General features: G+C 31.8%; 11 protein-coding genes. 3 read left to right on the top strand and 8 right to left on the bottom strand.

Annotated features, from left to right (window positions below; all coding sequences use genetic code 11):
- Positions 1-18 precede the first annotated feature (18 nt).
- Entirely contained in the window at positions 19-1,194 is a 1,176-nt protein-coding gene (locus ACVCXO_RS14270) for a proline dehydrogenase family protein (protein WP_452230263.1), read from the top strand.
- A gap of 75 nt (positions 1,195-1,269) precedes the next feature.
- On the opposite strand, the gene ACVCXO_RS14265 is transcribed toward ACVCXO_RS14270, so the two are convergent.
- The 4 genes from ACVCXO_RS14265 to ACVCXO_RS14250 are packed head-to-tail and all read right to left on the bottom strand — an operon-like array spanning position 1,270 to position 7,493.
- Positions 1,270-3,636 carry a GumC family protein gene (locus ACVCXO_RS14265; protein WP_452230262.1) on the bottom strand — a complete coding sequence of 789 codons (2,367 nt, stop codon included), beginning with the start codon at positions 3,634-3,636 and terminating at the stop codon, positions 1,270-1,272.
- Between the two features lie 11 nt (positions 3,637-3,647).
- Positions 3,648-4,436, bottom strand: coding sequence for a polysaccharide biosynthesis/export family protein (locus ACVCXO_RS14260; RefSeq protein WP_452230261.1), 789 nt, complete (start codon positions 4,434-4,436; stop codon positions 3,648-3,650).
- A 23-nt stretch (positions 4,437-4,459) separates the two neighbouring features.
- A complete protein-coding gene (locus ACVCXO_RS14255; protein WP_452230260.1) occupies positions 4,460-6,358 on the bottom strand; it encodes a polysaccharide biosynthesis protein in 1,899 nt (632 codons plus the stop codon).
- Complete coding sequence (locus ACVCXO_RS14250; RefSeq protein WP_452230259.1) at positions 6,351-7,493, bottom strand: aminotransferase class V-fold PLP-dependent enzyme; 1,143 nt, start codon at positions 7,491-7,493, stop codon at positions 6,351-6,353. The genes ACVCXO_RS14255 and ACVCXO_RS14250 overlap by 8 nt, the downstream gene beginning before the upstream one ends.
- A gap of 331 nt (positions 7,494-7,824) precedes the next feature.
- On the opposite strand from ACVCXO_RS14250, the gene ACVCXO_RS14245 reads away from it, so the two are divergent.
- Entirely contained in the window at positions 7,825-9,057 is a 1,233-nt protein-coding gene (locus tag ACVCXO_RS14245; protein WP_452230258.1) for a GNAT family N-acetyltransferase, read from the top strand.
- On the opposite strand, the gene ACVCXO_RS14240 is transcribed toward ACVCXO_RS14245, so the two are convergent.
- Genes ACVCXO_RS14240 through ACVCXO_RS14225 form a run of 4 tightly spaced genes read right to left on the bottom strand, consistent with a single transcriptional unit; the run spans position 9,054 to position 12,920 of the window.
- The gene (locus ACVCXO_RS14240) at positions 9,054-10,031 is read right to left on the bottom strand and encodes a polysaccharide deacetylase family protein (RefSeq protein WP_452230257.1); all 978 of its coding nucleotides are present in this window, start codon (positions 10,029-10,031) and stop codon (positions 9,054-9,056) included. The genes ACVCXO_RS14245 and ACVCXO_RS14240 overlap by 4 nt on opposite strands.
- Positions 10,028-10,618 carry a sugar transferase gene (locus tag ACVCXO_RS14235; RefSeq protein ID WP_452230256.1) on the bottom strand — a complete coding sequence of 197 codons (591 nt, stop codon included), beginning with the start codon at positions 10,616-10,618 and terminating at the stop codon, positions 10,028-10,030. Before ACVCXO_RS14235 ends, ACVCXO_RS14240 begins: the two co-directional genes overlap by 4 nt.
- The gene (locus ACVCXO_RS14230; RefSeq protein WP_452230255.1) at positions 10,615-11,820 is read right to left on the bottom strand and encodes a DegT/DnrJ/EryC1/StrS family aminotransferase; all 1,206 of its coding nucleotides are present in this window, start codon (positions 11,818-11,820) and stop codon (positions 10,615-10,617) included. The genes ACVCXO_RS14235 and ACVCXO_RS14230 overlap by 4 nt, the downstream gene beginning before the upstream one ends.
- Before the next feature lie 5 nt (positions 11,821-11,825).
- Positions 11,826-12,920, bottom strand: coding sequence for a glycosyltransferase (locus ACVCXO_RS14225; RefSeq protein WP_452230254.1), 1,095 nt, complete (start codon positions 12,918-12,920; stop codon positions 11,826-11,828).
- 81 nt (positions 12,921-13,001) lie between these two features.
- On the opposite strand from ACVCXO_RS14225, the gene ACVCXO_RS14220 reads away from it, so the two are divergent.
- Complete coding sequence (locus ACVCXO_RS14220) at positions 13,002-13,955, top strand: ATP-grasp fold amidoligase family protein (protein WP_452230253.1); 954 nt, start codon at positions 13,002-13,004, stop codon at positions 13,953-13,955.
- Position 13,956 lies beyond the last annotated feature (1 nt).

Raw genomic sequence — 13,956 nt, 5'->3', positions numbered from 1 at the left:
AGAAAACTTAATATTCTCATGCATACAGATAAAATATTTGAAAATACGGAAATTGCTTTTGCATTAAAAAATGATTCGCAATTAGAACGCGCTTATTTTTTGTTTAAAATGATTTCTAATGAGCCTTTGGTGCGAATTGGTACTGCGGCTACCAATTTTGCTTTAAAAGCTAATTTACCTATTGAGGGTTTAATCCGTTCTACGGTTTTTGATCATTTTTGTGGTGGTGTAAATGAAGAAGATTGTTTGTCTGTTATAGAGAATATGTACACAAAAGGTGTGAGTTCTGTTTTGGATTATTCGGTGGAAGGAAAAGAAAACGAAGGGGAATTTGATGCAGCAATGCAAAAAATATTAAAGATTGTAAATTTTGCAGATGAAAAGGAAAGTATGCCTATTGTGGTTTTTAAACCTACGGGTTTTGGTAGGTTTTATTTATACCAAAAATTAGGCGAAGGAAAAGCGCTTACTGATGAAGAACAGGCGGAATGGGATAGAGTAGTAGCTAGATTTGATGCCGTTTGTAAAGCTGCAAAAGAAAAGGATGTGGTTGTTTTAATTGATGGTGAAGAAAGCTGGATGCAAGATGCAGCAGATGATTTAGTTAGACAAATGATGCAACGTTATAATACCGAAAAACCTATTGTTTACAATACATTACAAATGTATAGACATGATAGAATGACTTTCTTGAAAAAAGAAGCTGCTTTAGCAAAAACTAACAATTACTTTCTAGGCTATAAATTGGTTCGTGGTGCTTACATGGAGAAAGAGAATGAAAGAGCTGAAAAGAAAGGCTATACTTCTCCAATTTGTGAGAGTAAACAAGCAACAGACGAAAACTTTAACGCTTCTGTTTCTTATATGTTAGATCATTTGGAAGCTATGTCTGTATTTGTGGGGACACATAATGAGGATAGCAATTATTTGGTTATGGATTTAATGAAGTCTAAAAACATAGCAAATAAAGATCCTAGAGTTTGGTTTGGACAGCTTTATGGTATGAGTGACCATATAAGCTACAATCTTGCCCATTATGGTTATAATGTAGCAAAATATATACCTTTCGGACCGGTAAAAGACGTGATGCCTTACTTGATACGTAGAGCCGAAGAAAACACTTCTGTTGCGGGACAAACAGGTCGTGAACTTACTTTGTTAAAGAAGGAAAAGCAACGTAGAAAAGGGAAGTAGTATAAAAAATAATTTCAGTTTTAAGCATAAAAAATCCCGAAAAGTTTCGGGATTTTTTATGCTTTCTATTTGGTCTTAGCTAGACTTCTTCCACCATTTTTTCTTTATTGGGTTTTTACCATAACCATAGGTGTAGCTTCCTGCTTTTTTATGGTCTACTGCATTTAGTAGAATAGCCATATTTGGTAAACGTTTTTCCGTATACATCGTTTGTGCTATATGCAATTGACGTTTATCTATATAATTTGCTCGTACTACATAAACAAACATATCTGCATATTTGCTAATAAGTAGCGTATCTGTTACTAAACCAACAGCAGCGGTATCTACAATGATATAGTCATATTCGTTTTTAACGGCTTCAAATAGTTCTCCAACACGATCGTTCATTAATAATTCGGAAGGATTAGGAGGAATAACTCCTGCTGGAATGACATCTAAAAAAGGGTTATTTTCTAATTTAGTAGTTACTTCGCTTGCGGTAAGGTTTTTATTTCCTATGAAATTTGTGATTCCAATTTCATTTTTAATTTTTAAGTAATTGGTCGCTTTTGGTACTCTAATATCTGTTTCAATTAAAAGCACTTTCTTTTCTGAGAAAGATAGGGAAGAAGCTAGGTTTATAGAGGTATGTGATTTACCTTCTTGACTAGTAGTAGACGTTACGAATATAATTTTTGCTCTATCTGAAATACCTTGAAGCATAAAATCTATATTGGTTCTAACCATTCTAAAAGCTTCCGCTTTTGCAGAATAATCTACTTTATCAATAAGTTTTTTACGATTGTTAGATTTTGGTATATCTCCTAAATAAGGTACATCTATATTCTTTTTAATGTCTTTAATAGTGTGCACTTTTGAATCTAATAATTGAAATAAGTAAATCAATCCTATTGGTAAACTTGCGCCTAAAATAAGTGCAGATAGATATACTATTGGTTTTATTGGTGATACTGGTTTGTTGCTTGAATAACCTCTGTCTACAACTTTGGCATTAGGAGAGGAGACGCCATGTGAAATAGCTGCTTCTTCTCGTTTTTGAAGTAGATACAAGTAAAGAGATTCTTTAATGTTTTGTTGTCTTTGTGTGTCTCTAAATTGTCTTTCTTTTTTAGGGGTTGTGTAAATTTGTCCGCTAATTTTATTCGCTTTTTCACTTAAAGAGCTTAATGTGATTTGATTAGAAGACTTAATATTGTTTAGGTTTTGGTTTAAATTACCTTTTAACTCATTAATTTGATAGGTTAAATTTACGACTGTTGGATTTTTTTCGCTAGAATGTTTTAATAATCTATTTCTTTCAATAACAAGGTCATTATGTCTTCTTGTGATTTCTCCAATTGAATTTTCTGCAATTCCTATGTTTGCTGGTAATAAATCTGAAGAATCACTGTTGTCATCCACAAAATCCTTCATGTAATCTATTAACTGAATTTGATTGGTGGTATTGATTATTTGCGTTTCATTATCTCTTTCATTTTGTAAAAAGATATTAGACTGTGTTGCTAAATCTGTTAGTCTGTTTCTTTTTTGAATGGTTTCTGCAGTTAAATCTACTTGCCCTAATTCTCTAGAGACTATTTCAAGTCTACTATTAATAAAGTCTGATGTAACCTCTACTACTTTTTGTTTGTCTTTAACTACATCTTTATTGTAAACTTCTATTAATTGACTCAAGAATAAAGAAGCTTTTTCTCTATTGTTATTAGAGATAGATAGTTTGATAATACTAGAGTACTCTTTGGTTTCAATACGTAAATCCTTTTTAAAGTTTCCTGTTATTTTGCTAACTGGAGAAATTTCAATAGTGATATTAGAGCCAATTTTAGCTGCATACTGTCCAAGATTTGGTGTTATAATAATATCTCCAAATCCTGTTTTTATAGGTTGACCAAAACTATGTAATGTTCCTTGATCTTCCATATTTTGGTCTTTAGACTTCCATATTTTCTCTCCTTCAGTGATACCTTTAAGTAGGAATTGTGTTTTGGAATGTATTTTCACATTCATTATGGTATCTGCTTGAAAAAGAATAGAGTCTGTTGCGCTAAAGTTTAAGTTTAATGGCGGATTGGCGTATACTTCGTGATTTTGAATTCTGCCTTCCACATAGTATTGAATATTAAACTTTAAATCTTTAACTACTTGTTCTATTAATTCTCTGGATCCAATAATTTCGGCTTCATCTAAAACATTATTAAGGTCTTTTTTGAATAAACCGTAATTTTGTAAAGAGGATATTTCTGGTAGCTTAGTACTTTGTCTTTCGTCTTTAATTTGTATGGTAGCACTCGCTTTGTATTGGTAGGTAGCGTATCTTAAATATAGATGAGCTAGTGCTATTGCAGCAATTACACATAGAATTACTAGTTTCCATTTGCTTAAATATGGATCTACTAAATCTCTAAAATGCTCTTTTTGATTTGCAGCGTTATTATTCATTGGTAGGCTTTTTAATTTATTATAATGGCGGTTAATGATACTAATACGGCAAGTGCCGAAATTACAACTGCTGTATTTTGGTTGTAAGATGCAGAACGCGCTTTAGCTTTGTTTGGCGATATGTAAATAACATCGTCTTGCGCTAGATAGTAACTCTGGTTGTTTAGTACAGAGATAGATGTTAAATCAAATTTAGCATATTGCTTTTTACCGTTATTATCTCTAATAAGTAAAACGTTATCTCTTCTACCGTAAATGGTTAAATCTCCAGCGTAACCTAGTGCTTCTGATAAAGATATTTTTTCGTCTTCTAGAACAAATGTTCCTGGATTACGTACTTCTCCTAAAACGGTAACCGTAAAGTTTATTAGTCTAATATTGATAATTGGATTCTTTAGATATTCCTTTAATCTTTCTTTTAATAATTCCGTAGCTTCTGTTCTGCCTAAACCTCCTATTTTTATTTGGCCAAGTACAGGGAATTCAATATTACCAAACTTGTCTACTAGATAGGTTTGCATTTTGGTACTACCTTGTGTTACAATTGCCGATTGTCCTTCAGATATTGTAGGTAGATTAAATGGCCTTGCGGCTTCTGGATCTAGTGAGGAAACAATTATTGAGATTTTGTCATTGGTTTTGTAAACTACATCGGTATTAAAATCTAATGGGGTGTAGTCTGCAAGGGATTCATCTTGAAAGTAAGTTACTTCTTGTGTTGTTCCGCAAGAAGCAAATAAAAAAATGGCTAATAGAGTAACTACAATACTAGTCTTTGTTTGGTTAAAAAGTGGTTTCATGATTAATAGCGTTTTTTATAAGTTTATTTTATGTTTAAAACATCGTATTTGGTGTTGTTAGGGTTGTATTCAGGCACTATGTCTTTTATTATAGAAACTATTTCAATATTGGAAGAAGTAGAATCTAATAGTAGTAATTTTTTTATTTTTTCTAGCTGATTTTCATTTACATCTCTACATTTAGCAATCATTATTTTTTCGTTATACGTTGGTTTTGTGTTTTCTCCATCTATTAATAGTTCTTCAAAAATTTTCTCACCTGGTCTTAATCCTATTATTTTTATATCAATATCTTCAGGGTAGTTTAATCCTGAAAGGGCAATCATGTTTTTTGCTAGATCGATTATTTTAACTGGTTTTCCCATATCGAAAACAAATATTTCTTCTCCTAATCCCATTGCTGCAGCTTCCAGTACTAGTTGACTCGCTTCGGGAATAGTCATGAAATAACGAATAATATCCTTGTGTGTAACTGTTAACGGTCCGCCAGATTCTATTTGTTTTTTAAATAATGGAATGACAGAGCCATTGGATCCTAAAACATTACCAAATCTTGTAATTATAAATTTCGTTTTTCCTTTTACTATGTTTTTCTGACAGAAGATGCATATTTCGGCAATTCGCTTTGTTGCTCCCATCACATTGGTTGGGTTTACAGCTTTGTCTGTGGATATTAGTATAAACTTTTCTGCACCATGTTTCATGGCAAGTTCTGCTGTGTTGTAGGTGCCAAATATATTTACGCTAACTGCTTCAAATGGATTGTTCTCCATTAGAGGTACGTGTTTATACGCAGCTGCGTGAAATATAATTTCCGGTTTATAGGTGTTGAAAATTTGATCTAAGCGTTGCTTGTTTCTTACGTCTGCAATAATAGTCTCAACGTTTGTTATATTGTTTCTTTTAAGTTCTTGTTGTAAATCATATAAAGCAGATTCCGAATTATCTATAATTACTAGCTTTTTATATTTAAAGATACTAAGTTTTCTAACTAGCTCACTACCAATAGAACCTGCTGCTCCCGTAACTAGAAGTACTTTGTTGTTGTACTCGTCTATTAATAATGGGTTGTCTATTCTAATTGGCTCTCTTCCTAAAAGGTCTTCAATTTTAATGTCTTTTATTTGTCCAATACTTAAGTCTCCATCAATCCAATGTTGAACATCTGGAACAATTTTTACTTTTAGGTTTAATGCAAAGAAAGATCCAGAAATTTCTAAAAGTCTATTCGAGTCTATGCTTTGAATAGATATAATTACTTCGTCTATATTGTTTTTTTCTACAAATTCTTTATCTATTTTTTTTGGATTATAAACATTTAGCATGTTTATTTTTTTTCCGATTTTACCATCTTTATCATCTAAAAACCCAAAAACCTTAATATTGCTTTTAGCATCGTTGGTAATGGCATCATAGGTTATCATTCCAGAGTTTCCTGCGCCATAAATAAGAACTGTTTTTAAACTTTCAAAATCATGAAACAGACTTCTGTACATGTGTTTAATGAAAAATTTAGCACCAATTATAAAGAAAATATTAAGTAATAAATGAATGTATATGATGGATCCTGGAATATCAAAAACGCTATCAAAATTATACTCTCTACTTATATAGGTGGTAATAATTAAAATAGTGGCCAAAATATTTAAACCAATAACCACATTGACAACATCTTTAACTCCTGTAAATCTTACAACACCTTTATGGGAGCTAACCATTAAAAAGCTAATTACGGTTGCTGCAAAAACAAAAGGAAGTTGTTTTAAAAAGGTGTAAAAATTAAAATCTATTTCAAAATTGAATCTAATGATATACGCTATAAAGAAAGTAAAGAGTACAATACAAGAATCAAATAATAGTACAAGCCATTTTGATGCGTATCGCTCTGTTAATTTTCTTAATATGTCATTATAATTAATCAAAATACGATATAATTAGTTTTGTTATTCTGTTTAAATCTGCTTCTGTAAGACAAGATCCGCTTGGTAAGCATAAACCTTTTTCATATAATTTATTAGAAACTCCGTTTAAGTATGCGGGAGTGTCTTTATATAAAGGTTGTAAATGCATAGGTTTCCAGGAGGGTCTTGCTTCAATATTGTTGTCATTTAATACTTTTAGTAAATTATCTCTTGTCTGTTTTGTGTCTAATAGAATACAGGTTAACCATCTGTTAGAGCTATATCCTTCTGGTTCTTGAAGAAATGTAATAGCCTCTATACTTTGTAGCTTCTTGTAATAATGCTTGTGATTTCGTTTTCTTAACGCTACGTAATTATCAAGAACTTTCATTTGTCCTCTGCCAACTCCAGCAATAATGTTAGACATTCTATAGTTGTAGCCAATGCTTTTGTGTTCGTATTCTATGCCGTCTTCTTTTGCTTGTGTAGCTAAAAAGATTGCCTTTTTCTTTAAAGCTTCGGTTTTACAAATTAAAGCACCACCGCCAGAAGTAGTTATTATTTTATTTCCGTTAAACGAAAGAATAGAAAAATCACCAAATGTACCGCACTTTCGACCATTAACCTGACTCCCAAATGCTTCCGCGCTATCTTCTACAACAGGAATGTTGTATTGATTAGATATTGCTTGTATTTCATTTACATTATATGGCATTCCGTATAAATTAATAGCTATAATAGCTTTTGGTTTTTTTCCTTTTTTAATTCTATCTTTTATTGTCTTTTCTAATAACACAGGACACATGTTCCATGTTTGCTCTTCGCTATCGACCAAAATAGGTGTTGCGCCTAAATAAACCACAGGGTTTACCGACGCTACAAATGTTTTTGTTTGGCATATCACCTCGTCACCTTGTTTAACACCTAAAAGGGTTAATGCAAGATGAATTGCTGCTGTGCCAGAACTCAAAACCGTGGCATAACTTTTTTGGTCTAGATATGTTTCAATATCCTTTTCAAAACCGTTTACATTTGGTCCTAAGGGAGCAATCCAATTTAATTTAAATGCTTCTGTTATGAATTCTTGTTCGTGTCCACTCATGTGAGGTGGAGATAACCAGATTTTAGAATTCAGTTTAGATTCATTAATAGCCATATAAATATTGTTGTTTTTAGAGTATAAATCAAAAAAATACGACAAAGAACCCATTTAAACGTTCTTTGATTTAATTAATAAAGGTATTAAGATTTATCTAGATTTAAACACGCTTTAGGCTTAATTAATTAATATGCCAATAGTCTACTTTTTTTAATAATTTTTTGCTAAATCAATATCATGAAGGAGGTTGTATGTAATAATCTGTTATAGATCATGTTAAATATACAAAATATAATATTACAGCTTATTATTTTCGTCCTTTAAAGAGGCGATTGGTTAGGATATATTCTTTTTAAGTAATAATTTAGTGCAAGCTATTTATCATTTTATGAAAAACAACCCATTTGTTTCCAAGACCTTTACTACAGTTTGGTCCAAGTATTTTAATGCCTCAAAACCAGGTTTAAATTTTAAGTTTATTAAGGATGTTACCTTTGTGAAAAGTAGTATGCTTCCTTTGTTCTATAATGTTGGTAAAAACATAACCAATGGTATGTCTTATGTTGTCGATCCTAAAGAAAAAGATTTTAAGGGAAAAGCTTTTTTAATGCATGATGTGCCGTCTTATTTTAATTTGGAAACACCTAATGCTTCCGATTTAAAAATCTATAAAGTAGGGCAGTACAAAGGTTTTTTGGCAGAATTAGATGCTTTTGAAAGTTATGATGCTTTTGCTAAAAGTCAGTTTAAATCGAATACAAGATATAAGTTTAGACGAAACCAAGAACGACTTGAAGCATGTTTTGATATTCGTTATTCCATTTATAATGAAGGTGTTGAAAAAGAAGCGTATCAGGTTATCATGGATGGTTTTAAGTCTTTACTTACCAAGCGATTTAATGAATTGGAAAAAGATAATGACATACTGGAAACTTGGGATTATTACTATGATTTAATCTTTCAGATGCTTCAAGAAAAACGCGCTTTATTAATAACAATTAGTAATGGCGATAAACCCATCGGAGTTTCTCTTAGTTTTCTTTCGGATACCACCATGTTTTACGCAATTACTTCTTTTGATACCGATTATTACCGATTTAATTTAGGACATACCACAATAATCAAACTATTTAATTGGTGTTTTGATAACGGATATACTATTTATGATTTTTCGAAAGGAGAATACGAATATAAAAATAGATGGACTAATAAAGAATACACCTACGAAAATCACATTTTATACGATTCTAAAAGTATTGTGGCGTCTACGACAGCAAAATTTATAAAATCTAAATATGCGCTGAAGCAATATTTAAGAGATAAGAGTGTTAACGAAAAATATGTAAAACTTAAGTTTTTATTAAAAGGAAAGAAAGCGGAAGTAGTTGCAAGAAGGAAATATACTATTGAAAAATTAGAAGTAAAAGAAGATACAAATTCTATGCAATTAATAGATTTGAAGAATGCTGATTTCTCTTTTTTAAAAGCTATAATTTATGACGAATTATACAAGAAACCGGAAGCTATTTCAGATATACGTATTTTTGAAATTAAGAGTTTAGATTCGGATTGCTATTATGTAGTAGGTGAAGAGACTAACTATAGAATATTATTTAGTTAATGTCTTGCTGAAATTGCCAAATCCGCCATGGTTTTACTTTTAAAATTGTATGTGCTTTTAAGCATGTTGTAATGGGCAAAAAGTTCTTCTAGGCCTTTGAAATTCTGTTCTGTATTTTCTCCAAAATTATGCGGATGAAACCATAAATGATAAACTTGCTTTTGTTTAGCAGCATAGGTCATCCCTCTTTTTATTCTCTTAATTTTTAGGGCTTCTAAAAAACTTAAATTCATACTATACGATCTTAAAAATCGACTAGAAGCAATATTTATCAAACCATGTTGCATTTGTAAGTCATGCGTGTTATGTCCAGAAATATTTAAATACGTATCTAACAATCTGTAAATCCTATTTTTTGTTTTACCCAGTAGCTCGGTGTCATTCGTGTTATACATCCAGTGGCTTTCCGTTCCTCGGTAGCTTAAAATGCCATGTTTTGCACAAATTCTTAAATACGTTTCGTTTATTTGATTTCTTGGGAATACCATGCTTTTAATCGTAATTCCATGCTGTTTTGCAATATTAATATTCGCTAATAAATCTGCCTCAAACTGTTCTGCTGTTTGTCCGGACTCGTTGCAATAATAATGACAAAACGTATGGCTTCCTATTTCATGGTTGCCATTTTGTTGTATTTTTTCTACTAACGAGGTTGCATAATGATATGGATCTTCTATTTCATTATTGCCAATAGCATCCAATAATCTATAGGGACTAAAATTAGAATTACTATAACTAGGTTTTAGTTTTGGGCTAAACCGAATTAACTCTTCTTTGTTTTTAGCAAGTAAGAACCCAACAGTAGCAAAGGTTAGGTGGATATTGTATGCGTCGCTTAATGCTAATAATCTAGGAATGATTTCGGAAACTTTTTCTAATTGCGATTTGTAGCTTTCTAAAGAGCGAACATCAAAAATACCCCAAAATAATTCGAAGTCTAAAGAAACCACTAAATGTCCTTGATCCAGTTTCATTTTAAAATGCTTAGAAATGTTTTCATAATGATTTTAATATCTGTAAACACGGAAGGATTATCAATATACATCTTGTTTAAAGCGATTTTTTTTGGCATAATATCTTCAATATAAAGTTTTTCAGGATTATCTGTATCCTTTAAAAGTTCTGCTTCGTCTCTAAAAGCAATAGAAGCATAGTCTGTAATTCCTGGCTTTACTTGTAGTATTTCACAATCTTCATTAGAATAGAATTCTACATACTTGCGGACTTCCGGTCTCGGGCCAACAAAACTCATCGTTCCTTGCAGCACGTTAATGAGTTGTGGCATTTCGTCTAGTTTGAATTTCCTTAAAAAATAACCAACTTTTGTTACTCTAGAATCGTTGTCGCCAAGTGTTAATAGTCCTTTTTTGTCTGCTCCTACAAACATGGTTCTAAATTTAAAGATTTTAAAATCTTTACTATTTTTACCAACTCGTGTTTGTCTGTAAAAAATAGAACCTTTAGATTCTAGTTTAATGAATATAGCAATCACCAATAATATTGGGAATAATATTACCAAGCCAAATAGTGAAAAAAATAAATCAAACAAACGTTTTATCATAGTGTGGTTTCTACAGCATTGGTAATTGTACTTACAATATATTGTAACTGTTCTTCTGTTAATTGCGGATAAATAGGTAAAGATATCTCTGCTTTATAATTATTAAAAGCATTTGGGTAATCTTCGATTTTGTAACCATAAGATTTAAACAAACTCAATAATGGCAATGGCTGAAAGTGTACATTAACTGCAACTCCTTCTCTAGCGATTTTATCTATAATAGCATCGCGTTGTTCTTCTGTTGCATCTTTGATTCGTAAAGCGTATAAGTGACAAGAAGATATTTTTTCATCATTTTGAAAAGGAGGAAGGATTGCCCAATTTTTTGTGGCAAAATACTCTTGATAATAAGTAAAAATCTCTTTTCGTTTATCTAAAATAGAATCAAAATATTCTGGTAATTGCGCCACGCCAACAGCGGCAAGTAAATCTGGAAGGTTCATTTTTAAGCCAGGATATATAATATCGTATCTCCAACCACCAGCTTTAGATTTTGTAAATGCATCTTTAGTTTGTCCGTTTAAAGAAAGGCAGCGTAAGTAGTTATATTCTTCTTGGTTAACAAAAGGTTTAGGTAAGTTTAAGCAAATGGCGCCACCTTCAGCAGTAGTCACGTTTTTAACAGCATGAAAAGAAAACACCGTAATATCTGTGGTTGCTCCAACAAATTTATTTTTATATGCTGCGCCAATGGCATGTGCAGCATCTGCAATTACTACAATTCTTCCTAATTTTTCTTGATTTTCGTGTGTTGGATGAAACAGATCTCTAGTATTATCTACTAAAGTATTTATAGCATCATAATCACAAGGCCAGCCTGCAATATCTACAGGGATTATTGCTTTTGTGTCTTCTGTTATTGCGTCTTTAATTCCTTTTAATGAAATATTAAAATCGTCTTCAATATCCACCATTATTGGTGTTGCGCCAACATGAATAACTGCTAAAGCGGTTGCTGCGTAAGTATATGCCGGAATTATAACTTCGTCACCTTCGCCAATACCAAACCATTTTAAGGCAAGCATGAGCCCGGAAGTAGCAGAATTTACGCCAAGCACATTGGGCGCTTTGGTATAATAGCTAACAAGTTCTTCTAGTTTTTTTACTTTTGGTCCTGTGGTAATCCATCCAGATTCTAAGGCTTCGGTAATTTCTTTGATTACATTGTCGTTAATGTAAGGAGGAGAAAATGGGATTTTCATTTTCGTTATATTTTGTGATTAATAGCTTCGTTAAAGATATTAATATATTGCTTAGAAACATTTTCTAAACTAAACTTTTCAACGTGTTTTAATGCGTTTTCGGCTAATTCATTCGCTAATTTTTGATTGGTAGCTAATCGTATCATCGCATTTGCAAGTGCTTCCGAGTTTTTTACTTCTACTAATAAAGCTTCTTTTTCGTGTCTTGCAAATTCTCTAACTCCTGTAACATCTGTAGCAACCATAGGTAATCCAACTGCAGCAGCTTCTAGTAGTACTCTTGCAAAACCTTCTCTAAAGGTTGGTAATACGAAAGCATCCGAAGCTAAAAGAAGATCAAAAACATCATTTCTGCTTCCTAACATATCCACAATATCTTGGTATTGATCTAGTATGTTTTGGTTTAATCGTTTGCTGTTTTCTTCTAAAGGACCAACAAGTAGTATTCTAAAATTATGCCCTTTATCTTTACAAATTCTAGCAGCTTCTAAAAGATTTATAATTCCTTTTTCGTATACCAAACGAGCAACACAAATAAATGTAAAAGGCGTGTTATTTCGCTTTGCAGTTTTATTAATATTTTTTAATTCAATGCCGCTACTAAAAATTAATTTGAAGTTTTTATCGGTTATTAGTTGGTGTGATTGGTATAAATTTTTATCGTCGTAATTTTGAAAAACAGTTCTAAACACCCGATGTTTCACGCTTCGATGAAGCGTGTAATAGACCTTTCTTAAAAAGAAGCTAGACAGGTTGTTAGACATGAAAATTGTTCCTAATCCGGTAATGGTTCTTGTTATTGGTGTTTTTGTTTTTTTTAATGCTATTGGGAGTAAAAAAGCGGGTTTTGTATCGAAGGTATGAATGACATCAAATTCATTTTTCGTAAAAAATTTCTTATACCATTTTAATGTTTTTCTGTCGGCAGTAGGCGAGAAGCTTCGCACTAAATTATAGGGTACATAATTAATGTAATCTGGGAATTTTTGAGAGCTTGTACCAAGAATGGTAACCTGAAAACCGGCATCTTTAAGATAGCTAGATAAGGATATGCGTTTATGGACATCTTCGCCACCAACAAGACAGATTTTTTTAATCATGGAATAAATTTACAACTAAAATAAGATAAGTTTTTTGTTTACTAAAATTTGTTCTACTTTAGAATGGACAAAACGCTATTTATGTTAAAGATTGCTAAGTATTTATACCATAATACTTGGATTGGAAAAAATATAATCGATACTGTGCAAGAATTGCATCATTATTACAGATCGCATTATATAGACGATGCCACGTTTTTAAAACAAAACTTTAAAAAACGCTTTGGTAAATCGTTAGATTTAAACAATCCTAAAACCTTAAATGAAAAAATTAATTGGCTAAAGCTGCACGATAGAACAGCTTTACATACCACTTGTGCAGATAAGTTTGAAGTTAGAAAGTATGTAGAAGAAACTGTTGGTGCTAAGTACTTGATTCCGCTAGTATTTCAAAGTTATAATGCTGAAGAGGTAAAAGCTTCTAGTTTTCCTGATTTTCCATTTATTATGAAAGCAAACCACGACAGTTCTGGTGGAACTATTGTAAGAGATAAAGCAATTGTAGATTGGAAAAAAATGCAAAAGCACTTTAAGAAATTGCTCAGCAAAAATTATTACTATTCAGGTAAAGAATGGCAGTATAAAAACATAAAACCTTGTGTTATTGGGGAAAAATTGTTGGTAAATGAAGCTGGCGAAATTCCTTTTGATTATAAAATACATTGTTTTCATGGGAAAGTGGAAGTTATTCAAGTAGATATCGATAGGTACACGAATCATAAGCGAAATTTATACGATGTTGATTGGAATTTGTTGCCGTATACTTGGTCTTTGTGGAATGATGGTAAGCCGCTTTGGGATAATGGAAGAGATTTAGAAAAACCGAAGAATTTAAATGAAATGCTAGACGTTGCAACAAAGCTGTCTCAGCCTTTTTGTTATGCTAGAATAGATGTATACGATTTTGAAGGTACTGTTTACTTTGGAGAGGTTACTTTTCATCATGGTAGCGGATTAGAAACTATTCATCCAGAGAAATATGATTTGGAATTAGGAAATTTATTAGATGTAACTAAAATAAAAACGGAAGCTTAAA

The organism is Lacinutrix sp. MEBiC02404 (assembly GCF_053601575.1).
This window is presented reverse-complemented; position numbering and strand designations above follow the sequence as displayed.

What these genes read in the sequence shown, in the direction of transcription:
- ACVCXO_RS14270 (WP_452230263.1), top strand. Translation starts at nt 19, where the DNA reads ATGCATACAGATAAAATATTTGAAAATACGGAAATTGCTTTTGCATTA.
- ACVCXO_RS14225 (WP_452230254.1), bottom strand. Translation starts at nt 12,920, where the DNA reads ATGATTAAAAAAATCTGTCTTGTTGGTGGCGAAGATGTCCATAAACGC.
- ACVCXO_RS14220 (WP_452230253.1), top strand. Translation starts at nt 13,002, where the DNA reads ATGTTAAAGATTGCTAAGTATTTATACCATAATACTTGGATTGGAAAA.
- ACVCXO_RS14230 (WP_452230255.1), bottom strand. Translation starts at nt 11,820, where the DNA reads ATGAAAATCCCATTTTCTCCTCCTTACATTAACGACAATGTAATCAAA.
- ACVCXO_RS14265 (WP_452230262.1), bottom strand. Translation starts at nt 3,636, where the DNA reads ATGAATAATAACGCTGCAAATCAAAAAGAGCATTTTAGAGATTTAGTA.
- ACVCXO_RS14260 (WP_452230261.1), bottom strand. Translation starts at nt 4,436, where the DNA reads ATGAAACCACTTTTTAACCAAACAAAGACTAGTATTGTAGTTACTCTA.
- ACVCXO_RS14250 (WP_452230259.1), bottom strand. Translation starts at nt 7,493, where the DNA reads ATGGCTATTAATGAATCTAAACTGAATTCTAAAATCTGGTTATCTCCA.
- ACVCXO_RS14235 (WP_452230256.1), bottom strand. Translation starts at nt 10,618, where the DNA reads ATGATAAAACGTTTGTTTGATTTATTTTTTTCACTATTTGGCTTGGTA.
- ACVCXO_RS14245 (WP_452230258.1), top strand. Translation starts at nt 7,825, where the DNA reads ATGAAAAACAACCCATTTGTTTCCAAGACCTTTACTACAGTTTGGTCC.
- ACVCXO_RS14240 (WP_452230257.1), bottom strand. Translation starts at nt 10,031, where the DNA reads ATGAAACTGGATCAAGGACATTTAGTGGTTTCTTTAGACTTCGAATTA.